Source organism: Sebaldella termitidis ATCC 33386 (assembly GCF_000024405.1).
Taxonomy (GTDB): Bacteria; Fusobacteriota; Fusobacteriia; order Fusobacteriales; family Leptotrichiaceae; genus Sebaldella; species Sebaldella termitidis.
Genome location: NC_013517.1, coordinates 3,283,816 through 3,306,669, shown reverse-complemented (window position 1 = coordinate 3,306,669; position 22,854 = coordinate 3,283,816). Strand labels below are relative to the sequence as shown.

The 22,854-nt window shown below is 31.8% G+C and carries 29 protein-coding genes and 1 pseudogene; 28 read left to right on the top strand and 2 right to left on the bottom strand.

Annotated elements, in window-relative coordinates; genetic code table 11:
• The first annotated feature begins 13 nt into the window (after positions 1 to 13).
• From STERM_RS15570 to STERM_RS15540, 7 genes are all read left to right on the top strand, one after another.
• Positions 14 to 478, top strand: coding sequence for a PTS sugar transporter subunit IIA (locus STERM_RS15570; RefSeq protein ID WP_012862582.1), 465 nt, complete (start codon positions 14 to 16; stop codon positions 476 to 478).
• Positions 479 to 606: 128 nt separating this feature from the next.
• Complete coding sequence (locus tag STERM_RS15565; RefSeq protein WP_012862581.1) at positions 607 to 903, top strand: PTS sugar transporter subunit IIB; 297 nt, start codon at positions 607 to 609, stop codon at positions 901 to 903.
• Positions 896 to 2,242, top strand: a complete 1,347-nt coding sequence (locus tag STERM_RS15560; protein ID WP_012862580.1) for a PTS galactitol transporter subunit IIC — start codon at positions 896 to 898, stop codon at positions 2,240 to 2,242. Before STERM_RS15565 ends, STERM_RS15560 begins: the two co-directional genes overlap by 8 nt.
• A 17-nt stretch (positions 2,243 to 2,259) precedes the next feature.
• Positions 2,260 to 3,768 carry an FGGY-family carbohydrate kinase gene (locus STERM_RS15555; RefSeq protein WP_012862579.1) on the top strand — a complete coding sequence of 503 codons (1,509 nt, stop codon included), beginning with the start codon at positions 2,260 to 2,262 and terminating at the stop codon, positions 3,766 to 3,768.
• Between the two features lie 87 nt (positions 3,769 to 3,855).
• On the top strand, positions 3,856 to 4,884 hold the full coding sequence (locus STERM_RS15550) for a zinc-dependent dehydrogenase (protein WP_012862578.1): 1,029 nt from the start codon (positions 3,856 to 3,858) through the stop codon (positions 4,882 to 4,884).
• Positions 4,885 to 4,896: 12 nt separating this feature from the next.
• Positions 4,897 to 5,733 carry a class II aldolase gene (locus tag STERM_RS15545; protein ID WP_012862577.1) on the top strand — a complete coding sequence of 279 codons (837 nt, stop codon included), beginning with the start codon at positions 4,897 to 4,899 and terminating at the stop codon, positions 5,731 to 5,733.
• A 75-nt stretch (positions 5,734 to 5,808) separates the two neighbouring features.
• Positions 5,809 to 6,864 carry a galactitol-1-phosphate 5-dehydrogenase gene (locus tag STERM_RS15540; protein WP_012862576.1) on the top strand — a complete coding sequence of 352 codons (1,056 nt, stop codon included), beginning with the start codon at positions 5,809 to 5,811 and terminating at the stop codon, positions 6,862 to 6,864.
• A 114-nt stretch (positions 6,865 to 6,978) separates the two neighbouring features.
• Here STERM_RS15540 and STERM_RS15535 read toward each other — a convergent pair whose 3' ends face one another.
• Both STERM_RS15535 and STERM_RS15530 read right to left on the bottom strand, forming a co-directional pair.
• Positions 6,979 to 7,833: a MarR family winged helix-turn-helix transcriptional regulator gene (locus tag STERM_RS15535; RefSeq protein ID WP_012862575.1), complete on the bottom strand. Its 855-nt coding sequence runs from the start codon at positions 7,831 to 7,833 to the stop codon at positions 6,979 to 6,981.
• A 234-nt stretch (positions 7,834 to 8,067) separates the two neighbouring features.
• A complete protein-coding gene (locus STERM_RS15530; RefSeq protein WP_012862574.1) occupies positions 8,068 to 8,649 on the bottom strand; it encodes a MarR family winged helix-turn-helix transcriptional regulator in 582 nt (193 codons plus the stop codon).
• Positions 8,650 to 8,967: 318 nt separating this feature from the next.
• Here STERM_RS15530 and STERM_RS15525 point away from each other — a divergent pair, with 318 nt between their 5' ends.
• The 21 genes and pseudogenes from STERM_RS15525 (at position 8,968) to STERM_RS15425 (ending at position 22,743) form a co-directional block, all read left to right on the top strand.
• Positions 8,968 to 9,267 carry a transposase gene (locus STERM_RS15525; protein ID WP_041310057.1) on the top strand — a complete coding sequence of 100 codons (300 nt, stop codon included), beginning with the start codon at positions 8,968 to 8,970 and terminating at the stop codon, positions 9,265 to 9,267.
• The gene (locus tag STERM_RS15520; protein WP_049768993.1) at positions 9,261 to 9,575 is read left to right on the top strand and encodes an IS3 family transposase; all 315 of its coding nucleotides are present in this window, start codon (positions 9,261 to 9,263) and stop codon (positions 9,573 to 9,575) included. The genes STERM_RS15525 and STERM_RS15520 overlap by 7 nt, the downstream gene beginning before the upstream one ends.
• 67 nt (positions 9,576 to 9,642) lie before the next feature.
• Positions 9,643 to 9,945, top strand: a complete 303-nt coding sequence (locus tag STERM_RS15515; RefSeq protein WP_081439648.1) for a DDE-type integrase/transposase/recombinase — start codon at positions 9,643 to 9,645, stop codon at positions 9,943 to 9,945.
• Positions 9,903 to 10,145 (top strand): IS3 family transposase, encoded by a 243-nt coding sequence (locus STERM_RS21785; protein WP_081439647.1) that lies wholly within the window; start codon positions 9,903 to 9,905, stop codon positions 10,143 to 10,145. The genes STERM_RS15515 and STERM_RS21785 overlap by 43 nt, the downstream gene beginning before the upstream one ends.
• A 77-nt stretch (positions 10,146 to 10,222) precedes the next feature.
• Positions 10,223 to 10,429, top strand: a complete 207-nt coding sequence (locus STERM_RS15510; RefSeq protein WP_012862573.1) for a hypothetical protein — start codon at positions 10,223 to 10,225, stop codon at positions 10,427 to 10,429.
• A gap of 38 nt (positions 10,430 to 10,467) precedes the next feature.
• Positions 10,468 to 10,740, top strand: a complete 273-nt coding sequence (locus STERM_RS15505) for a hypothetical protein (protein WP_147289489.1) — start codon at positions 10,468 to 10,470, stop codon at positions 10,738 to 10,740.
• A 100-nt stretch (positions 10,741 to 10,840) separates the two neighbouring features.
• A complete protein-coding gene (locus STERM_RS15500; protein WP_012862571.1) occupies positions 10,841 to 11,155 on the top strand; it encodes a hypothetical protein in 315 nt (104 codons plus the stop codon).
• 570 nt (positions 11,156 to 11,725) lie between these two features.
• On the top strand, positions 11,726 to 12,031 hold the full coding sequence (locus STERM_RS15495; RefSeq protein WP_012862570.1) for a 7(1) septoil knot domain-containing protein: 306 nt from the start codon (positions 11,726 to 11,728) through the stop codon (positions 12,029 to 12,031).
• 16 nt (positions 12,032 to 12,047) lie between these two features.
• A complete protein-coding gene (locus STERM_RS15490) occupies positions 12,048 to 12,230 on the top strand; it encodes a hypothetical protein (RefSeq protein ID WP_012862569.1) in 183 nt (60 codons plus the stop codon).
• Positions 12,231 to 12,827: 597 nt separating this feature from the next.
• Complete coding sequence (locus tag STERM_RS15480) at positions 12,828 to 13,358, top strand: DUF4352 domain-containing protein (RefSeq protein ID WP_012862567.1); 531 nt, start codon at positions 12,828 to 12,830, stop codon at positions 13,356 to 13,358.
• Positions 13,359 to 13,465: 107 nt separating this feature from the next.
• On the top strand, positions 13,466 to 14,134 hold the full coding sequence (locus STERM_RS15475; protein ID WP_012862566.1) for a DKNYY domain-containing protein: 669 nt from the start codon (positions 13,466 to 13,468) through the stop codon (positions 14,132 to 14,134).
• 18 nt (positions 14,135 to 14,152) lie between these two features.
• Positions 14,153 to 15,139: pseudogene (locus tag STERM_RS21395) on the top strand (phage antirepressor N-terminal domain-containing protein); the annotation flags it as partial.
• 150 nt (positions 15,140 to 15,289) lie between these two features.
• Positions 15,290 to 15,829, top strand: coding sequence for a hypothetical protein (locus STERM_RS15465; RefSeq protein ID WP_012862564.1), 540 nt, complete (start codon positions 15,290 to 15,292; stop codon positions 15,827 to 15,829).
• Positions 15,830 to 15,869: 40 nt separating this feature from the next.
• The gene (locus STERM_RS15460) at positions 15,870 to 17,207 is read left to right on the top strand and encodes a YARHG domain-containing protein (RefSeq protein ID WP_012862563.1); all 1,338 of its coding nucleotides are present in this window, start codon (positions 15,870 to 15,872) and stop codon (positions 17,205 to 17,207) included.
• Positions 17,208 to 17,378: 171 nt separating this feature from the next.
• Positions 17,379 to 18,233 carry an NUDIX hydrolase gene (locus tag STERM_RS15455; protein WP_012862562.1) on the top strand — a complete coding sequence of 285 codons (855 nt, stop codon included), beginning with the start codon at positions 17,379 to 17,381 and terminating at the stop codon, positions 18,231 to 18,233.
• Positions 18,234 to 18,248: 15 nt separating this feature from the next.
• A complete protein-coding gene (locus STERM_RS15450; protein WP_012862561.1) occupies positions 18,249 to 18,833 on the top strand; it encodes a DUF4291 domain-containing protein in 585 nt (194 codons plus the stop codon).
• 26 nt (positions 18,834 to 18,859) lie between these two features.
• The gene (locus STERM_RS15445) at positions 18,860 to 19,357 is read left to right on the top strand and encodes an NADAR family protein (protein ID WP_012862560.1); all 498 of its coding nucleotides are present in this window, start codon (positions 18,860 to 18,862) and stop codon (positions 19,355 to 19,357) included.
• Positions 19,347 to 19,889: an RNA 2'-phosphotransferase gene (locus tag STERM_RS15440; RefSeq protein ID WP_012862559.1), complete on the top strand. Its 543-nt coding sequence runs from the start codon at positions 19,347 to 19,349 to the stop codon at positions 19,887 to 19,889. Before STERM_RS15445 ends, STERM_RS15440 begins: the two co-directional genes overlap by 11 nt.
• Positions 19,890 to 19,939: 50 nt before the next feature.
• Complete coding sequence (gene pnuC / locus STERM_RS15435; RefSeq protein WP_012862558.1) at positions 19,940 to 20,632, top strand: nicotinamide riboside transporter PnuC; 693 nt, start codon at positions 19,940 to 19,942, stop codon at positions 20,630 to 20,632.
• Complete coding sequence (gene nadR / locus STERM_RS15430; RefSeq protein WP_012862557.1) at positions 20,608 to 21,642, top strand: multifunctional transcriptional regulator/nicotinamide-nucleotide adenylyltransferase/ribosylnicotinamide kinase NadR; 1,035 nt, start codon at positions 20,608 to 20,610, stop codon at positions 21,640 to 21,642. The genes pnuC and nadR overlap by 25 nt, the downstream gene beginning before the upstream one ends.
• 714 nt (positions 21,643 to 22,356) lie before the next feature.
• The gene (locus tag STERM_RS15425) at positions 22,357 to 22,743 is read left to right on the top strand and encodes a YcxB family protein (protein ID WP_169305417.1); all 387 of its coding nucleotides are present in this window, start codon (positions 22,357 to 22,359) and stop codon (positions 22,741 to 22,743) included.
• The last annotated feature ends 111 nt before the right edge of the window (positions 22,744 to 22,854 follow it).

Genomic DNA, 22,854 nt, shown 5'->3' with positions numbered 1-22,854 from the left:
AAGGACTATACAAATGGCAATAATTGAAAATTTAGACAAAAAGTATATTTTTCTGCACAGGGATTTTGGGAATAAGGAGGATGTGTTTCACTTTATAAACGGAATTCTTCTTGAAGACGGATATGTAACAGAGGAATATCTTCCAAAAGTGCTGGAAAGGGAGAATACTTTTCCCACAGGAATGGAACTTGAGAAAATAAATGTGGCTATTCCGCATATAGATTCCAAATATATATTAAAGGAAAATTTATTTGTAATCACCAGTAAAAAAGGAATAGAGTTTAATAATGCGGAAAATAACGGAGAAAAATTAAATGTGAAAATAATATTTGGGTTATTAATAAGGGAGCATAATACCCATATTAATTTTCTTGTAAAGCTGATAGAGCTTTTTCAGGAAAATGACAAGCTGGAACAGATTCTGGAGAGTTCTGACAAGGATGAGGTAATAAAAATTTTAAAAGATGTATTGAAATAAAAGCTTTTTATATATTTATAGCAGTTTTGTCCGTCTTACGGAATGGCTGGGTTTTCAGTAATATGGGCAAAACTGCTATAAAGGAAAAAATATTATTTCAGTTGAAAAATTAAATTTAGGAGGAAATCATGAAAAAAAGAATTATTTTCGCTTGTACAAGCGGGATAGCAACATCTACTGTTGCTACGGAAAAAGTACTTCAATACTGTAAAAAAGAAGGTATAGAAGTAGAACCAATGCAGTCTAATGTAGGGACAATACCTTCGCAGGACGGGATGGCAGATCTGATAGTAGTTACCTCAGGGGTAAAATACAATCTGAAAACACCTATAATAAACGGATTACCGTTAATTACAGGTATAGGAGAAGAGGCTCTTTTGAAGAAAATAGTAGATATTTTAAAAGGAGGAGAAAGTAATGGCTGAAACATTATTAAAGGCAGTTCAGTATATTCTCGGCATGGGACCGACGGTAATGCTTCCTGTGGTTATATTCATAATGGCAATGTGTCTGGGAGTGAAGGTAAGCAGGGCATTAAGAGCAGCTCTGACAATAGGAATGGGCTTTGTCGGAATATTTCTGGTATTTGGTCTTCTGGTAGACAGTCTGGGGCCGGCAGCACTTGATATGGTAAAAGAAACCGGAATAAATCTTCCTGTAGTGGATCTGGGATGGACACCTCTGGCAGCAATAGCATGGGCATCAAGAATAGCACCGTTTGTAGTGCCTCTTACTATTATTATAAACATAGTGATGCTTACTTTTAACTGGACGAAAACAGTAGATATAGATATGTGGAATTACTGGCATTTTGCTTTTGTGGGTGCTTTGGTATATAGCAGTACGGGAAATTTCTTTTTAGGTCTTTTTGCAGCAGGACTGACAGCTGTAATAACATTTTTGCTGGCAGACTGGTGTGCACCTATGGTTCAGAAATATTTTGATCTTCCGGGAATATCACTGCCTACTCTGTCATCAGCGATATTCTTTCCTATAGGATTGCTTGGAAATGCAATAATTGACAGAATTCCCGGGTTAAACAAATTAAACGCCGATCCTGAAACTATTCAGAAAAGATTCGGAGTTTTCGGAGAGCCGATGATGATAGGACTTATTCTGGGGGTTGTTATAGGAATATTAGCCAAGTATGATCTGAAAGGCGTTCTGAATCTGGGTATAAATCTCGGGGCAGTAATGCTCATTATGCCGAGAATGGTAAAGCTTTTGATGGAGGGATTGCTTCCTTTATCAGATGCAATAAGAGACTTCCTCAGAAAAAGATATCCCGACAGGGATGACCTGTATATCGGACTGGATATAGCAGTGGCAGTGGGACATCCGTCAGTAATAGCAACAGCTCTTATGCTGATACCTATGGGAATCTTACTTGCGGTTATTCTTCCGGGGAACAGACTTCTTCCTCTGGGGGACCTTGCCAATCTTTGGGTGCCTATATCAATGGTAGTACTGGCATGTAAGGGAAATGTAATAAGATCGTTCATTATAGGAATACCTATTTTAATAGGGAATCTGTATGTAGCCTCAGCAATAGCCCCTGTTATTACAAGAATAGCAAAGAGCATAGATTTCCCGCTGGGAACTTCAAGCGAGATCTCAAGCCTTCTTGACGGCGGAAATCCTTTTAGATTTTGGATGGTAAAGATTTTTGAAGGTAATTTTACAGCCTTGATATTTATACCTATAGTACTGGCTATTATTGCATTTTTATATAAAGCTACAAAGAAAGAGATGAAAGCAGAATAAAAAGGCAGGGAGAAAAAATGTATTTTATAGGAATTGATGTAGGAACCACTAACTGCAAAATATGTCTTTTTGCAAAGCATGACTTTTCACTGATATCAAAGTACTCCTTTGTTACACCTAAAATAATAACGAAAGACAGCAGCGACTTTGATGTGGAGAAGCTTTGGACAGGAATAGAGGAAGGAATGCGGGAAATCGTGCAAGCTGTAAAAGATCCGGACGAAATAAAGCATATATCTGTAGCAAGCGTAGGAGAAGCAGGAGTTTTGACAGATTTGGACGGAAATATAACAGGTCCTGCAATGACATGGTATGATACGAGAACAAAGGATGTTTGTGAATCAGTGATCAGAAAAACAGGAAGGCAGAAAATATACAATATAACAGGACTTCCTGCACATAGTAATTACAGCCTGAATAAAATATTATGGATCAGGGAAAATACGGAAAAATACCCAAAGGACAGAAAATGGCTCTGTATGGCTGAATATATTACATATAAATTCACCGGGATAAGAAAAGCTGAGTTTTCACTGGCGTCACGTACAATGGCTCTGGATATAAAAAATAAAAAGTGGTCTGAAGAAATATTAAAAGATACAGACTTAGAAAAGAATGTATTTTCTGAGCTGGCAGAATCAGGTGAACCAGCCGGGGCAGTATGCGGGAAAACAGCAGAAAAAACAGGATTAAGTGTAAAAACAACAATTTCTACAGCAGGTCATGATCATATGTGCGGTTCAGCAGCGGCAGGACTTTATGATGAAAACGGCATATTAAATTCTACGGGAACAACAGAAGGACTGCTATTTCTGAGAAGGGAACCAGGGCTTGGAGAGAAATTCTTTGATTCTAATTTTTCAAATGGTATTCATGTACTAAAAGATTTTTACACAATATATTCATCACTTCCTTCAGCAGGATATGCAATAGAATGGTTCAGGAAAAAATTTGATATTTCTGAAGATGAATTTTACAGAATGACAGAAAATCTTTATGAAAAAATAATGCAGAAGGATTATTTACCAGAGGCAGAAGGGATTTTTATCCCGCATTTGAGAGGAAGCGGACCGCCGGTCCGAAGTATAAAAACCAGAGCATTATTCTACGGAATTACTGAAGGAACAACAAAAGAAGAATTATTACTTATTATATTTCAGGGCTTATGCTTTGAATTAAAAAATCTGCTGAACTCCATAGAAGAACTGACAGTACAAAAATTCAGCGAAATAAAAGTAATTGGATCTGCCTGCAGGAACAGATTATGGCTGAAATTAAAGGCAGATATACTTGGCAGGGATATAGCAGCATATGAAATAGAAGAGGCTGTAAGCAAAGGAGCTGCAATGCTGGGTGCTTATAAAAACGGTTATATAAAGGATTTGAATATTACTGAGAAAAATGAAACCATAAGAAAAATAAAACCGGATAGAAGAGCAGCCAAATACTATACTAAAATTTTTAATGAGATTTACAGACCATTCTATAATTTTAAAACAGATATTGAAAAGAAATTTTATCAATAGTTTATCTAAATCAATGTTTATTACTACTTCATTGTCCTGTTCAAATATCAAAGCATGAATGGGATAAAACGTCGGAACGGAGGAAGAATGAAAGCAAGTATATATTATGAAAAAGGGGATATCAGGTATGAGGAAATATCAGTTCCGGAAATAGGAGACGGAGAAATACTTATGGAAATGGAAGCATGCGGTCTTTGCGGAACAGATATTCATAAAGCACAGGACGGGACAGTAAAAGGGCCTGTGGTGTTAGGTCATGAGGCAGTGGGAAAGATAGTGAAAAAGGGTAAAAATACAGACAGATTTAACATAGGAGACAGAATAATAACAGCAATCCATGTACCTTGTTTCACATGTCATTACTGTAACAAAGGACAGTATACATTATGCGGACAGTTTAAGAATACGAATATAGAGCCGGGCGGTTTTGCCGAATATATAAGAATTCCCGAAGAGCATGTTAAGCATCTTGTACATATAGTGCCTGACGGAGTATCAGTAGAGGAGGCCACTCTGGCAGAGCCTGTAGCATGCTGTATTCATGGATTGAAAGCTGCGGACATACAGACCGGTGACAGTGTTATGGTAATGGGGGCCGGACAAATCGGGTCAATACATGGTCAGCTCGCAAAATTAAAAGGAGCAGATAAGGTAATAATTACGGATATTTCTGAATTTAAATTAAGGAAAGCAAAGGAGCTGGGTGTAGAATATACAGTTAATGTTCTGAATGAAAATCTCGGCGAAAGAGTAAATGAGATTACTCGCGGAAAAGGACTGGACATAATAATAATAGCAGCTGGAAATTTCTCATTGCTTGCCGAAGCAGTATCCTTACTCGGAAGAGGAGGGAAAATAATAGTTTTTTCACCTTTTGATAAAGACAATATGGTGGAAATAGATGCAGGAAGATTTTTCAGAGATGAAATTTCGATAATAGGAACATATTCGGTAACTCCGTATGATTTTCCAGAAGCTATGGATATAATTGAAAAAAAGAAAATAAATATAAAAGATATGATCACACATACTTTTCCGCTGGAAAAGCTGAAAGAAGCCATAGAACTGGCTGCGGATCCGGGAAATGAAAGTCTGAAAATAATAATAACAGCATAAGAAGGAGGAAAAATGGCAGTAGTAAATACAAAAGAACTGATAAAAACAGCATTGGAAAATAAAATGATAATACCGGCTTTTAATGTACATAATATAGAGATGTGCAGAAGTATACTCGAAGCCGCAGAAGAAGAAAATTATCCGGTAATAATACAAAGTACGCCGAAAAGTATAGAACTTTCAGGATATAAGGTGCTTTATTCAGTAGTGAAGGAGATGGCAGAAAAGAAAAACGTGCTTTGCGCCTTACACCTAGATCACGGGAAAAAATTCGAGAATGCAAGAGAAGCAGTATTTTCTGGTTTTAATTCGGTTATGATAGACGGCTCTATGTTAGAATACAAAGAAAATGTGAGACTGACAAAAGAAACAGCAGAATTTGCACATATACTGGGAATAATGGTAGAAGCTGAACTGGGAGAGATAAGCGGAAAAGAAGATGAAGGGGAAGTAGAAGAAAAAAATAATTTTACATCAGCTGAACTGGTAGAAGATTTTCATAAAAAAACCAATTGTGATATGCTTGCTGTATCAATAGGGAATTCTCACGGTCTGGAAAAAAAGAAACTGAATTTTCAGCTTTTGAAAGAGATCAGGGAAAAAACAGATGTACCTTTGGTTATTCACGGTGGTTCCGGAATTGGGGAAGAGGATCTGAAATATCTGAAAGAATACAAAATAGTAAAAATAAATTTTTCATCAGAGTTAAAGCAAAAAATGATAGAAACATACGGTAAAGTATATATGGAAAATAATAATGAATATGATATAGTGACTACTACAAATAAAGTTTTGGAAGAAGTAAAGAAAGTAGTAAAAAATAAAATAAGAATTCTGAAATCCAATTAAAATTCTTGAAATAAAAAAATTTTTAGCGAAATTTATAATAAGAATTATTGGAAAGAAAAACAGGAGGCTGTATTTATGAAAGCTTTAAACCTGTATGGCAAACAGGATGTACGGTATGAAGAAACAGAAATGCCGTTAACAGAAAATGAAGATGATGTAATAATAAAGGTAAAAAGAGCCGGTATATGCGGCTCGGATATATCACGATTCGGAAAAATAGGTTCATATAATCCCGGTTTGACTTGGGGACATGAATTTTCCGGAATAGTTACTGAAACAGGGGATAATGTAAAAAGTATAAAAAAAGGGGACAGAGTTACTGCCTGCCCCTGCTTCCCATGTTATAAGTGTGAATTTTGCAGACAGGGAAAATTTTCAAAGTGCACTGATCTGAAGGTGCTGGGCGGTCATAAAAAAGGAGCCTTTGCCGAGTATATAAAAATTCCTGAAGCAAATGTAATAAAGATACCTGATGATATGGATTACGAAACTGCCAGTTTTATAGAACCGCTGTGTGTGGTAGTCCACGGATATAACAGGATAAATATAAAAGCAGGAGATAAGGTAGCAGTGATAGGCTGCGGAACAATAGGGCTTTTAGCAGTGCAGTGGGCAAAGATACTCGGAGCTTCCGAGGTTTATGCATTTGATACAGATTGTAGAAAACTGGAAATTGCCGAAAAGACCGGAGCAGATTACACATTTGATGTAACTGAGGATGGTTATTTTCAAAAGTTTATGAATATAACAGAAAACAGAGGAGTAGAGATAACAGTAGAATCTTCCGGAAGTGTTTCAGGAATTGCTGATTCTCTTTCTATGGCTGTGAAGGGCGGAACAGTTTTATTATTAGGAATTCCTTATGGTGATGTGCCGCTTCCCAGAGAGAATTTTGAAAAAATTATAAGAAATGAGCTGCAGGTAGCAGGCTCATGGAATTCTATATCAGCTCCGTTTCCTGGTAGAGAATGGAATACTGCACTAAATTGTATGAGTAAAGGCAAAATAGATATAAAGCCGTTAATAACACACAGAATAACACTGAATAAAGCTCCGGAAATGTTTGGGAAACTTTATAAAAGGGAAGAATTTTTTGTAAAAGTTATTATAAAAACAGACGATCAGGAATAATAAAAGAATTTTAGACTTATTTAGAATTTTAGGATAATAAAAAAAATACTGCTGAAGAATTATCATCTGCTGCAGTATTTTTTGTATTTCTGAGTATAGGAATTACAAATTTTATCAGATTTTTCTTTTATGATAAAAAATTTCAAAGTCTTCCGGAATATCATGTCCGGGTCTGCATTTTTCACTTTCCATATCATATCCTTTATCAAAATCCCTGTTTCTGTCAAAATCTCTATGAAAATCATGACCATGAGTATGTCCGCATCTTTCATTTCTCGTATCGAATCTTTTGTCAGATCTATCAAATCTCGGATCTCTTTCAAACATGAAATCTCTGTGTGAGTCATGTCTGCCGTGTCCCCTTCTTTCCATGCCGTGTCTGCCGTGAAAATCAGGATGTCTATGAGGACTATGTTTTTCGCCGCATCTGTTAAAATTGCTGTCCATTCCGTGATTTAGCAGAAAAGATCTGTAAAATTCTTTTCCGTCTATTCCGGGATGTGCAAAATCTCTTCTGCAGAATTCATCTCTTTCTATATGAAAATTATCAAAGAATTTGCTATCATTATCAGAATTATCTTCAAATTTACTTTTAACAGAAGATACTATAGTGTCAATATAATGTCCGAAATTTTCTTTTTCTTCTTCTGAAAGACAGTCGAAAATCGAATCAAATTCTGATTTTTTATTTTTAATTTCTGCTGATCTGCCTTTTTCTGTAAGCTTTAAAATAGTATCATTATCAGAATCAGTAAGCAGAATGAATTCTTCTTTTTTCATTTTTTCTACAGCTTCTTTATAATAGTGCTTTGGAATTCCTAAAATAAACATAAGCTCTTTACTGCTGATCTCCTCCTGCAGCTTTAGTAAAGCAAGAATTCGGTTTTCAGTATATTTTTCATAATGTTTTTTTGTATTTTGGGAATTATGATGATTTTTTTGATGGTATTTATGTAAAACCCAAGTCATAGATGCCACTTTTTAAATAAATTATTTTCTCTTTCAATAGTATTATTCATATTTTTTCCTCCTGAAATTTTTAATATAAAAGGTACCTTACTATTTTATTATACAGGTACCTTCATATATTGTCAAGAAAAATTTTAAGGTACCTGTTTATTTTTCGGGAAAATAAAAAAATCCCTTGTAATATCAAGGGAAAATGTATACTAAAATATTTCTTAAAAATAAGAATATTATAAATTATTTCTTATCATGTTCTTTTTTCCGGCACGGGGGCCCTACTTTTCCAGCGGGTGGAAAACCAAAGTTTTTTTTCATATGTTCATCAGAAAAAAAACGGTTAAATACATTTTCGCGAAAATCAGGATCAGGTGCTTCGTTTTTCATATTTTCTTTCAGAGCTTCTGTAATTCTTTCAAGATATCCGCTCAGAATATTTTTTTCTTCATCATTCAGACAGTCGAAAACAGAACTGAAGTCAAAGTCTGATTCAGCTTCATCGGGTAGCTCCGTTCCTTTTTCAGTTAATTCAATAATCATAGCTCTTTTATCATTTTCAGAAGGAGTACGAAGTATATATCCGTTTTTTTCCAGCTTGGATAACAGCTCGCCCAAAGACTGCGGACGGATATCAAGCAGATAAGAAAGGTCTTTCTGGTTAATTTTGGGATGTATTTTCAGAAGCTTTATTACCCTTCCCTGCCCTCTGTGCGGTAAAACTCCGGGACCGAATAATTTATGATGACCACGCTGGTGATATTTATGCATAAGCCATGTCAAAGCAGCAAACTGGCTGGAAAGGTTTCTTTTTTTTTCATTCATGGTATTTCCTCCATAATTTTATTTATATATAAATCTTACAGGTACCTTAAAAAAAAGTCAACATATTTCAGAGAATAGGAATATAACTGGAAAGAAAAAAAAAACGGGCATTTCAGCCCGTCACACAGATTATGCAAAAAGTATAATCTGTTAAAAATAAAAAAATTTTTAGCACTTAAATTTTATAATATATAAAATAAAAAAGCAAGTTAATTATATTATTTCTGTAATTTAGGTTTTGGATCGGGCCCAAATTTTAGGACAACGAGTATGAAGAAAAGTGAAGTTGTGATAAACTAAAAATTGGGAGTGATAGGAATGGAAAAAAACTTAGGGAAAAGGTATACTGAAGACTTTAAGAAAATGATAGTAGAACTGTATATTCAAGGGAAGACGAAAAAGTATTTATCTCAGGAGTATGGAGTAAGTTCAAATACAATAAGAGAATGGTTAAAACGAGAGAAGAAAGAAATAAAAGAGAAGTATAAAGATGAAACAAGTTATTTAGAAATTGTGAAATTAAAGAAATTACTGGAAGCAAAAGATAGAGAATTAAATGAAAAAGAAGAGGAAATAGAAATTTTAAAAAAGGCTACAGCCATATTAATGAGATGCTGAAATTAAAAGAAAAATATGAAATAGTAGAAAAATTATCAAAAAAGCATAGTAAAAGAAAGCTATTAAGAATATTGGAAGTATCAAGAAGCAGCTATTACTATAATCAAAAAGAAAAGAAAAATCAGCGGGAAATAGAAAATGAGATATTATTAGAACAAATAACATTAATATGGCAAAAAAGTCATAAAAGATACGGAAGTAAAAAAGTGCATGTAGAGTTAAAAAAGTTAAAACTAGAAGTAAATCTAAAAAGAGTGAAAAGATTAATGAGAGAAAATAGACTATTTTCGATAATAGTAAAAATATAAAGTATATAGAACTAATAAAGAGGGGAAATAAAGAATAAACTAAAAAAGAGACTTTAGCACAGAAAAATTGAATGAAAAGTGGGTAAGTGATATAACATATATTCATAGTGAAAGAGAAGGCCGGTGTTATTTATCAAGTATAATGGATTTGAAGAGCAATCGAATAATATCACATAAGGTAGGAAAAGTAGTGGATGTAGAATTGGTAGTGAAGACATTAGAAATGGCGACTTACATGAGAGGAAGTGTAAGAGAGACGATAATTCATACAGATAGAGGGAGTCAATATTTGAGTAAAGAATATAGGAAATATTGTAAGGAAAATAAATTGGAATTAGAAAAGGGAATCCGTATGATAATGCGTGTATAGAGTCATTTCATGCAACGTTGAAGAAGGAATATGTACATCATAAAAAGTTCAAAAATTTGGAAGAAATAAGACAAGGGATATTTGAATATATAGAATCATGGTATAATAGGAAGAGAATACAGGAGAAATTGGGATATTTGAGTCCAGTAGAATACGAAGAACAATTAAAAAAAGAAATTAAAATAAATAGAGCTAGTTAAGTAAAAAAGTGGTCCTAAATTTGGGGACCGATCCATTATGAAACTGCCAAAAAGGGAACTGCTCTTATTCAAGGAGAATGGCTAGAAAAGGAAGAGGGTTGGTTTCATATCCTAAAAATATTGCATTAGATGAAGCTCAAGCAAGTATTAGAGCGGTACGTTTTGCACCAGGATTAACTAATAGTGAAAGAACAATACTTTTGAGAGATGGTATTCAGAGATTAAGAAATGAAAATATATTATTAAGAGATGTAAAACATCTCTTAGATATAAATGAAAGATAATGTTTTGAAAGGATATAGAGATGAATATAAGTTATATTATGACTATTGGTTCGATTGTTTATTTAAAGGAAAAAGGACATATTATTTCTGGTTCTGTGGATTTAAATGGTGAGGAAAAAGCTTTAGATATTGGGAACAAAGGAAGTGAGATACTAATTAAGTCTGATGTTTTTTATAAGTTTTGGATAAAAGATATTAGAATATCAACATCTATTGCAGGTAATTTATCTCTTGGAATTCTTGTTAATGATTCAGAAAGTATTGCTCATATTAAGGTTGGAGATAAAGTATATTCAATTATTAATGATTAGAGAGGAGAATATATGGGTACTTCAAAATTTTGAAAATGTTGTGAGAAGGTCTGAAGGTCTTTGGTGGGCAAGATATAAAGCAAAGAGTGGAGTGAAGTAGATGTTTAAGAAAAAATATACTAATAAAGAAATATTTGATAAATGGTTAAAATTATTGCCTGGAAATCTTAATGAATTGAATAAGTTTGATTTTTTAATATGTCCATATTGTGGTAAAAAAGGTGTCGGTTATTTATATATAGGTTCTAAAATAGATAGAATTGGATATCTACAAAGTTGGTGTAATTTTTGTTATCATGGAATTTATATGAGTAGAGCTAGAATTCCAGAAGGTGCAAAGATGATAGAAATGAAAGATAAAACAATTGATATCAATTCTTTAATACCTGAATATATAGAAATAACACCATATTAATATAAAAAAAGACATTTTTAAAGATGTTTTTTTTTATATATATTTTTGAGGTAGCCGAGTAAAAAAAATATAGAAATAGAGATGGAGCAGTTCGAAGAAAGAGCTGTCACAGATTTGAAAGAATTATTTTAAGAACCTGAGTAATTAGGTTCTTTTTTTATAAAAAATATTACTATTGACAATTTAAAAAAATGAGATACACTATATTAAGGAGATGAAGCATAGCTCTGATTTAGAAAGTAGGAAAAGAAAATTGAAGTTAAGAACCTAACCTGTATTTTATAGAAATTATAATAAAATACAGGTTTTTTATTAAAGTAAAGCAATCAAAATTCAAGTTCATATTTTTCTTGATTCATTTAATGATAAATGTTAGAATAGTTTTGCAAATATGTTTTGCACACAAGCAAAAGGGAGTTGGACTCATAATCCAGTAGTAACTCTCTTAAATATACAATTAATTTGAAGAATTAAATAAATATTTTGAGAATCTGAGAGGGTTCTTTTTTTCTATATTCACATAAATGTCATAATTATGGTGTAAAATGTAATAAAATATCAGGAGGTATTATGAAAAGAGTTTTTATATTTTTGTTATTTGGAGCAGTAATTTTTTCAGGAAATATTAGTGGAGACTGTATACTAAATGGAAAAAGATTATATGGAAAAGTAAGAGTCGTATCATCTATGGCAGATTTTAAAGTAGAGGTAGTTAGTAGTGGTGCGGATCTTAAGGTTGAACAAGTGAAAATGTTTTCTGATTCTTGCGGTAAATGGGAGTTTGTAGATATGTTATCAGATTTTACAGTTGAATTTGTAAATGTAAATTCTGACTTTAAAATTGAATTTGTTAATATGTTTCCTGGCGTTCAATAAAATATTAGGAGGTATTATGAAAAAAATCATTTTTTCATTATTTTTAATTTTCAATATAATAAGTTATTCAGGTTATTATTCAGTAACAGTTACTGCTGCAGAAGCAGGGAAGCAACTTGTTCGATTGCTAGAATACAAGTATGTAATTGATCATATTGTTGTTGTTGGAAACTCTGTAGTCATTGTTTACCATAATTAAAAAAAGAGCTATAAAGGCTCTTTTTTATTTATAATAAATTAAACTTATGCTATAATAATTTATAAAATATTTTATAGGAAGGTTTGTGTATTTACAATAAGTTTAATTTATGTTACAATAAATTGAATTTTAAATAGTATTTATAGGAGGACTTTTATTAATGGGGAGTTATATTAATAATTTGAAATTAAAATTTGTAATTATTAATATAATTCTCCCTATTTTATTGGGTGGTACAATATATGTATTTTTTAGAAGCAGTGATCTATTAATGTTTTCATGGTTTAAATTTTTAAAAATAGATGGTTTTATACACTTTATAAGAAAATATACAGTTTTATACCAAAAGAATATACCTTACTATATTTTATATTCCTTACCAGATGGCTTATGGGTTTATTCATTCATAGCGTTCTTAAGTTTGTATTTTAAAAATAAGTTTATTTATACATTACTGGGGACAATCAGTGCTGCTGTTGAAATACTTCAATTATGGTTCGTACCAGGTACATTTGATATTCTGGATTTAATTATTATAATACTTTGTATATTGACTATTATGTTTGTAATAAAATTAAATATAAAGGAGAATAAGAAATGAAAAAGAAAGTATTGCTTGTTATTGGTATCATTGTTTTTGTAATTTTAGCTGTGGGAAGTGTCGGAGGAGATTCATCTTCTTCAGGTAGTGGAAGTTTCACAAAAAAAATTGCTGAGGTAAAGGAAGAAGAAATGGGTAAAATAGGAGAACCTTTTACAACTAATAATTTTGAAGTCACAGTTAGTGGAATCAAAGCTATTGATTCGCAAAAAATTAACTCAATTACTTCACTTGATAAAGAAGATGGAGTGAAATATTTAATTGTTGATGTAAGTGCTAAAAATATTGCTAATGAAAGCAAATCATTAGTTAGTGCAGGAAAACTTATTTTAGGTGATGGAGATGACAAAATTGAAATTAAGAATGACGAAACTTTGTTAACTGAAGGATATGGGGCTTTTTTAGAGGAAGTAAATCCTAAATTATCTAAAAAAACTAAATTAGTATATAAAATACCTGCAGATTATGCTGACAAAACAATCATTTGGGATGCATTTGGAAGTAGTAAATTTATTAAATTACAATAATAAAACTAAGCACTCTACATGGGTGCTTTTTATTTTGTTGAAATTTAGGGTCGATTTTATAATTTTATGATATAATCAAATATAGTTTAAAGAGAGAGGAAGAAAAAATGAAAAAGTTGTTTCTATTCACAATATTTAGTGTGTTTACATTCAGTGAATATAAAATAGAAAAAAATCAAGTGTTTTATTATGAAAATGATCATCTGGTGTTATTAGACCATGCAGATGCTAGAAGTTTTATAATATTGGATAATAATTATGCTAAAGATGAAAATGGGGGCTATTTTCTCAGCAAAAGACTGGAAAATTCAGATTCAAAAAGCTTTGAAAAGTTAGAGTTTCCTTATTCAAAAGATAAAAATAGAGTTTATTATTGGAAATCTGAAATAGAAGAATCAGATCCAATAAGTTTTGAGGTTTTAAAAGATTTATTTAGTAAAGATAAAAATAAAGCATATTTCGCAGGAAAAGTGATAACAGGGGTAGATTCAGTTAGCTTTGAAGTTCTAAATTCTATTTATACCAAAGATAAAAGAAGAGTTTATTATTTTGAATTTGAAATAACGGAATCTGATCCAAATAGCTTTGAAACATTAGGATATGGTTATTCAAAAGACAAATTTAGGGTATATTATCGTGGTGAAAAATTAGAAGGTTCGGATTCTGACACATTTATAGTTTATGAAGAAGATAAATATTTAAATAATGGGAGTGCTTACGATTCAGAAGATAGAAACTACTACTATAATTGCGGAGAACTAATAAAAAAGAAATAATTTAAAGAAGTAGAATTTAATGGAGCTAACTTATTAGCAGTAAAAATTGAAAATAAATATTATGTGAGTATGAGACATATATGTAATGGTCTTAAGTTAACAGAGAGTCAAAGAAAATATATAGTGAATAAGTTCAATAAAGACGAGACTTTGAAAGGGGGTAAAAAAATCTATCCCCTTATAACAAATGGAGTGATTCAAAGTACATCACTGATAGAACTTGACTACCTGCCATTATGGTTGGCTAAAATAAATCCAGCAAGATTCAGTAAAGAGCTGAAGGATAAATTACTTGAATATCAACTACGTGCAAAAGATGTTCTTGCAGCAGCTTTTTTGGATAATAAACCTAACCAGCTGACATTACCAAAACCAAAAGAACATAAAATAATAAAAAAATACTATAATGGTGTTCCTGTTATGAGCATAAAGGATTTATCTGTAATTACGAAGAGTACCATTTTTAATGTTCATTATTACGCTGGAAAAAAGAAAACAATTATAAATAATTATGAAATGATAAATTTTAAAAAAGAAAATCCTAACTTATCTGAAAGACTATCACATATGACAATCTTATACCGGGAAGAAGTTATAAATATCTGTAAAAAGATGAAGATATATGATAAAGTTAAACCTCAAATACTGGCTTATTTTGATGATTTTATACCTGAAGCAGAGAATAAGCTATCAGATGACATTCCTGATCAAAATAAAAAGGCAGAATTACTTCTGCAGGTTCTTCCATATATAGATGAAAAAAGTTTAAGAGATCATTTAGTAGCTAAGATAATAAAACTTGTAGATGACAGAATACTGGGAGAATATAAATCTGATAATTTACATATGAGATTTATAGAGAGTAAAGGAGATATTATACATAAAAGCGAAAATGAAAGTTTTAGATCAATTGTAGTTGATGGAGATGCTAAGGATATAGAAACTCCACCTAATACATATGTTACAAATTGCATGGGATATAAAGTGATGATTCAGAAGAAATAAATTATATTTTTTTGTTTACTATAACTTGAGACTAGATTTTTCTAGTCTTTTTTATTATAATATACAAAATGTTTCGGAATTATATCACATTTTATAAATATACTCGTAGTATACAAAACAGTGTCTAAAAGCTTGTTTATAGGCTTATAAATGATAACTAACAGATATATTATGGTTTATTATCATTGTTATTATATTCTTGATAAAGCAAGCAGCAGGAATCCGGAATTATTCTATAAAGACTGGAAAAAATTCGAAAAGCTGCTTGACCATGAAAATTCTTATCACAGGACTATAGGCGTGGTTATGCTCTCTAATCTTATTACGGCAGATAAAGAAAAGCTTTTCGATAAAATTTCTGATAAATATTTTATGTTTATTAATGACAGGAAGATCACAACAGCCAGAGACTGTGTAACAAGTACCGGAAAAATTCTGAGACAGCGTCCTGACTATATTGATAAGGTAATGAAGCTTTATCTGAATATGGAGAAAATATGCGAGTTTAAAGAGAATCAAAAGGCATTGCTTCTTTATGATATGTTCGTTATATTTGAGGAGTTTTATGAAAAAACATCATATAAAAATGAAATAAATGAAAAAATACTGGCAAATCTCAAAAATACAAGTCCGAAAACTGCAAAAAAAGCCAGAGAATTAAAAAAGAAATTCGGACTTTCAGAAAAATAAAGCAGCAGAAAATATGAAGCTTTTAAAAATGGAGGATAAAATGAAGAAATTAATTTTTTTGATATTAACATTATTATGTTTTGCGGTTTTTTCCAATGACTGGGAGTTTGGTTCCGAGGGTGAACATCTTATACCTCTTGAGATTTCCGACGTTTCCATAAAAAGTGAAAAAATAGTTATGAAGCTCACAGAAAAAGGAATGGAAATAAATGTAAGGTTTGTTTTTAACAGTCCTGTAAATGAGGTAAAGAAAATAGGCTTTATAACCCCGCCTGACCAGCAGCAGGGAGAATTGTTTATGACTGATTTTAAAACCATGGTAAATGGTCAGGAAGTAATTTCAAAAGTAGAAAACTTTGATAAATCACCATTTGCTGCAAATTCGGCTTTGAAAAAAGCAGCGGAGGAAATGGAAGAATCAGCCGAGCATGATGTGACAGGCTATGTCTATTACTTTGATGCGCCGTTTAAAAAAGGTGATAATGTAGTAGAGCACAGCTATATTTACAGCGGTTCCGGCGGTATAGACGGACGGGACTATGCTTATGTAATAACAACAATTTCAAAATGGAAAAATAAAAGGGTAGATGATTTTGAGCTTGTTATTGATATGGGAGAAAACAGTTTTTTTATGCTTCCTTATACTTTTTGGAAAAATAATAAAAAAATAGACTGGGAGGTATTCGGTGAAGGAAGAATAGAAAGCGGAAAGTATTTGCTGTATACCGGTGAAAAGCCAGATACTTTTTTTGTAAAAATAAAAAATGGTTATGTAAGATATAAAACTAAAAATTTTTCACCGGATTTTGATATAGAAATACTTGATATAGACTTTTTTACCGGCAGGCTGGATATGCTTCCGCGGTCAAAGGGAAAGAACCTGTATAAAGATGATCTTACATATCTTTACGGAAGAATTTATAATCAGGATATCTATGCACGAAATGAGGAAGAACTGAGAATACTGAGAAATTATCCATATGCAGCAGCAGGATATGATTTTTCCGATCCCGGATTAAAAAAATATTTTTCGCAGTTTTTTTGGTATATTCCGATTAGTAAAGATGTAAAAGTATCAGCTGAAGAAGCGGAGACTTTTAGAGAAAAAACAGATGCAATAATAGAAGTAAGAAAAGAGACAAAACAATATTTAGCAAAAGATTTAGGGAAGTATTCAAAAGAGGAATTAAGATATATAAGAAATCTTCCGTATGCATTAAGAGGTTATAGCTTTAAGGACGAAAAGCTCCAAGCTTATTATAAAAATAAGTATAAATGGTATAAACCCGAAAAGTATGTGGAAATATCCGATATGGTATTCACAGATGACGAAAATCTGTTAATAGATAAAATAAATAAAATTTCTGAAACAAAGTAATATTCGGCAAATGATTTTAATAAAAAATAAGTATACTCAAAATATTGAGAACTGCGATATAGACGCAGTTCTTTTTTTATGGTGATAAAAAATATCTTGACATATTCAAAAAAAATGATATTATATATTTGATAATATCAAAAAGATAATATCAAAAAAGGAGGTATTAAAATGAAAGCAGAGGAAGAGAAGAAACATATAAGTGAAGAGGAATTCCTGAAAAATTATGACCCTTCGGAATTTGAAAGACCGTCAGTTACTGTGGATAATGTGATATTCAGTATATTTGAGACAAAAACCGGGAATTACAGAAAAAATCCTGAACAAAATTTATATTTATTATTAATAAAAAGAGGAGAGCATCCTTTTATAAATAACTGGGCACTTCCCGGAGGATTCGTAAGAATAAATGAAAGTGTGGAAGAAAGTGCCTACAGGGAATTAAAAGAAGAGACTAACCTTGATGATCTGTATATGGAGCAGCTGTATACATTCGGAAATGTAGAACGTGATCCCAGAATGAGAATAATCAGTACTGCATATATGGCGTTAATAAAACCTGAAAATATAGAGCTGAAAGCTGCTACAGATGCAAGTGCAGTTTCATGGTTTAAGCTTACATATGAATTTTTGGATAACGGAAAATTCAATATCAAACTTGATAACGGAGAAACTGTCCTGAATGCCGGATTAATATTTGATAATGAAGAGCGCGGGGAAAACAGGATAAAAATAGCAGAAAGCGGTGAGCTTGCTTTTGATCATGCTAAAATAATAGGATATGCACTAATGAGACTTCGGAATAAAATAGAATACACAAATCTGGTTTTCAATTTAATGCCGGAATATTTTACACTTACAGAGTTACAGAAAGTATATGAAATAATACTGGGAAAAGAACTGATAAAAGCTAATTTCAGAAGAAAAATAAAGGATTTGGTAACAGAAACAGAAAAATTTTCAGATGAAGCAGGCCACAGGCCGTCAAGACTTTTCAAATTTAACTCCAAGGTAAGTGATATTTGAACACAAGGAGGAAATATGAGAAAAATAAATGCACTTTATGATGATGATACAGTAAGGGTTTATCAGGCATATAGAAATGAAATAGCTGATGAAGCCCTGGAACTCGGCACATTCGGCAGTCATTTTAAGAGAACAAGAATGACATGGATAAAACCGTCGTTTCTATGGATGATGTACAGGGCAGGATGGGCTGAAAAGGAAGGTCAGGAAAGAATTCTTGCCATAGATATTACAAAAGACGGGTTTCTTACAATATTAAAAAATTCTGTATTATCACATTATGACAGGAAGGTTTATGAAAAAGCCGAAGAATGGGAGCTGGATAAACGAAATTTTTCAGGAAGATGTCAATGGGATCCTGAGAGAAATATTTTCGGCAGTCCGCTGGAATTCAGGGCAATTCAGCTTGGGCTGAAGGACGAAATCGTGGAAAGCTATATAAAAAAATGGATTGTAAATATAGAGGATATTACACCAATGGTAAGAAAGATTAAGAAAATGAGAGATGAGGGCAAAGATATAAAAGAATACCTGCCTGTGGAAAAAGAACTGAGGATTGAAGATTCTGAAGTAATAAAAAGACTTAGAATTGATGTATAAGGAAAAATAAGGAGATGAAGATAAAAATGGAAAAATTTGAATTTTTTTGGAAAAGTGATTCACCTTTTTCACAATGGTACAAAAAGGGATTTAAAGTAAAAGGAAAGTCGTTTAACTGTGCAGAACAGTACATGATGTATATGAAAGCTGTTTTATTCGGTGATGAAATAATTGCGGCAAAAATACTTGAAGCGAAAAGCCCTAGAGAACAAAAAGATTTGGGAAGAAAGGTAAAAAACTTTAATAAGGATATATGGGAAAGACAGTGTAAAAATATAGTGTATAACGGGAATTACGCCAAATTTACACAAAACGAGGGATTAAAAAGTGCACTGCTGGAAACAAAAGGTAAAACACTGGTAGAAGCAAGTCCTTATGATACTATATGGGGGATAGGTCTTTCCGAAGAGAATCCTGACAGTAAAAGAAGAAGCAAATGGCGTGGGAAAAATTATCTCGGAGAAATATTGACACAATTAAGAGAGGATATTTTGAAGGAGGAAGGAGGAAAAAATGGCAAATAATCTGGTAAAGCTGGGGAAATTTATAAGTCTGGTACTAAGACATTCTCCGGAAACAATAGGATTGAAGCTGGATGAAAACGGCTGGGCTGACGTGGAAGAGCTGATCAGCGGTATGAATAAAAAAGGAAGAAGAATAAATTATGACACATTAAATGAAATTGTGGAAACGAATAATAAAAAAAGATATGAATTTAGCGAAGATCATAAAAGGATAAGAGCATGTCAGGGACACAGCATAGATGTAGATTTGGAGCTGAAGCCGGTGCAGCCGCCGGAATTTCTTTATCATGGTACAGCTGTACAAAATCTGTCTGTAATAAAGGCTGATGGAATAAAGAAAATCAAAAGGCAGTATGTACATTTATCTGAAGATCATGATACGGCATATAATGTAGGGAGCAGGCACGGAAAGGCATATATAATAAAAGTACTTTCGGGGGAAATGTACAGAAACGGTAAAAATTTTTATATCTCCAAAAACAATGTATGGCTTTCGGAAGATATAGAAAGTAAATATCTGGTGTTTGAATAGCATAACGGGAGTTTTGAAGAAAAAATAAAATAGAGAAACGGGGAGTTTTTATGAAAATATTTAAAGATTGGAATTTATTTGAAAAAAGCTGGCTTATAATTTTTACTCTGATTAATGTAGCAGTATTAATTTATTCGAAGGAAGGGATTTTAGGCTTTACAGCTTCGGTAACAGGGATGCTTTCTGTCATACTTGTGGCAAAAGGAAAAATATCAAATTATTATTTTGGTATTATAAATGTGGTAATATATGGTTTTATTTCTTATAACTCAAAATATTACGGGGAAGCTATGCTGAATATACTTTATTTTCTTCCCATGCAGATAATAGGTTTTATGATGTGGCGAAGAAACAATGTAAATATTGATGAAAGCAAAGAAGTGAAAGCAGAAAGAATGACGGCAAAAGAAATTATACTATGGTCAGTACTGTCAGGAATAGCAGTAATAGTATACGGGATAATACTGAAAAAACTTAATAATACTCTTCCGATGGCTGATTCGTTTACTACTGTATTATCAGTGACAGCAATGATACTAATGGTAAAGAGATATATAGAACAGTGGATAGTGTGGATAATGATAGATATTGTGGCAATATATATGTGGCTCTTTATAAAGTCAGATTATAATATAACAATAATGTGGATTGCATATCTGGTGAACGCTGTTTACGGTCTGTACAACTGGGCGAAGCTTTATAGAAGGGAGAGGGAAGTATGGGGAAAACAGGAGTTATCATAGGAAAATTTCTGCCTCTGCATCTGGGGCATGTAAATTTTATAAACAGAAGTTCTACAAAGACAGATAAGCTGATAGTAGTAGTATGTCACAGCAGCAGGGATAAAAAAATGTGTGAAGAATATGGAATTCCCGAAATTACCGTAAAAGACAGGTTAAGATGGCTTCATACAATTTATCAGGATATTCCGCATATTGAGATAAGAAGTCTGGATGAAAGCAGCATTCCTGCATATCCTGACGGCTGGAAAGAGTTTGTAGGGCTTTTAAAGAAAACTGTACCTGAAAAAATAGATTTTGTCTATTCCGGGGAACCATCTTATGATAGTTTTTTCAAAGAGCTTCTTCCTGAGGTTGAGCATATATTAATTGATCCTGAAAGAACCGGATATAATATATCAGGAACACAGATAAGAAAAAATCCTTATAAAAACTGGGAGTATCTTCCGGCAGTAGTAAGACCGTTTTTCTGCAAAAAGGTAGTGCTTATAGGAACTGAATCCTGCGGAAAAACAACTCTTACAAAATTTCTTGCAAAAGCCTTTAACACTTCATGGGCTGAGGAATATGGCAGAAATTATGTTTATGAAGAATGCGGCGGAAATGAGGATAACCTAGAGTACGGGGATTACATAAAAATAGCAATGCATCAGAAGAAGCTTGAGGCAGAGGCAGTAAGGCATTCTAATAAAATAGTATTTATAGATACAGAAGCAATAGTAACACAGTTTTATTGTAAATTATACGAGGGTAAGGAAGATCCTGCTATTGATGAAATTATAAAAAGACAAAATTATGATTTGTGGCTGTATCTTGAAAATGATGTAAAGTGGGTAGATGACGGATTACGAAAAAACGGCAGTGATAAAGAACGGAATAAAGGAAAAAAAATACTGGCAGAATTACTCGAAAAATATAATATTGCTGATAAAGTAAAAATGATATCGGGAAATTATGAAGAAAGGCTGGATAAGGCTTTGGAAATAATAAAAGGGGAGTTTTATGATATATAGAAGAAGAATAAATTTATAGAAAAATAAAAAAAATTGATACAGTTCAAGAGTGTACATAATTTTATGTGTATCCCTAAACTGCTTTGAACCTGAGTGATCGGGTTCTCTTTTATTACATGTTTAAGCAGCAGTATCTATATAAATAAAAAAATAAAAAATTTTGCTATTGACAATTTGAAAAAATGAGATAAACTATATTAAGGAGATGAACAACGGCTCTGAATTAGAAAGTAGGAAAAGAAAAGTGAATTTAAGAAATTGACCTGTATTTTATGTAATTATAATAAAATACAGGTTTTTTAAATTTTATTTCCAAAAAAATGTACAATATAATATGGAAAACATTATAAAAATTCTTTATTTTTGAATATACAAACAAAAGAAGAAGGGATAATAATCAAAATGCAGGATTATAAAATAATTAACAGAGAGGCGTGAAGAAAAATCATGTTTATCAAAGAGTCTTTGAAGCCTTTTTTTAGATGTCTTCACATAGACTTCACTTATATATTATAATATATAGTAAAAAAATGAAAATTTTTAAATTTGAGAAAGGAGCTTTTGATGATTAATGAAATAATTGTTATAAATAAACCGTCTAAAAAAGACTTGATTATGTTTAATAAGGTTTCGCAGAAATTTTTTTCGAAGAGGGGAGTGTTAAATTATATAATAATGCTGCTATCTTTTTTTTATGGAACTTATTCAATATATGTGAGTATAAAAGAACATAATGATTTAAAATTATTATTTGGATTATATTGTTATTTTATGTTTATATTATTATTCTTTATAAATAAAGTAGTTGCTAAGGTTAAAATAAATAAATTTTTAAAAAATAAAGATAATGAGAAGTATTTTACAGAGATGAAATACTACTTTGGCGAAGAAAAAGTAAAAATAGTAAGTGAATATACTGAGTCAGAAATGAAATGGGAAATTTTTATGAAGGTGGTATTTACAGATGAATATTGTTTCTTATTTACAATACCGTATCAGGGCTTATGTGTGAATATAGAAGCTTTGAATAAAAATGAAATTGATGAGCTAAGATTAATAATAAAAAGTAATATTGATGAAAATATAATAACATACTTATAAACACTAAACCAATGTTTTTTCAGAATACAAAAAGAGCAGATTTATTCTGCTCTTTTTTGTGAGCGGTATCCTTTATCCTGTTAAGAAAACTTTTTATTATGTATAATAAGA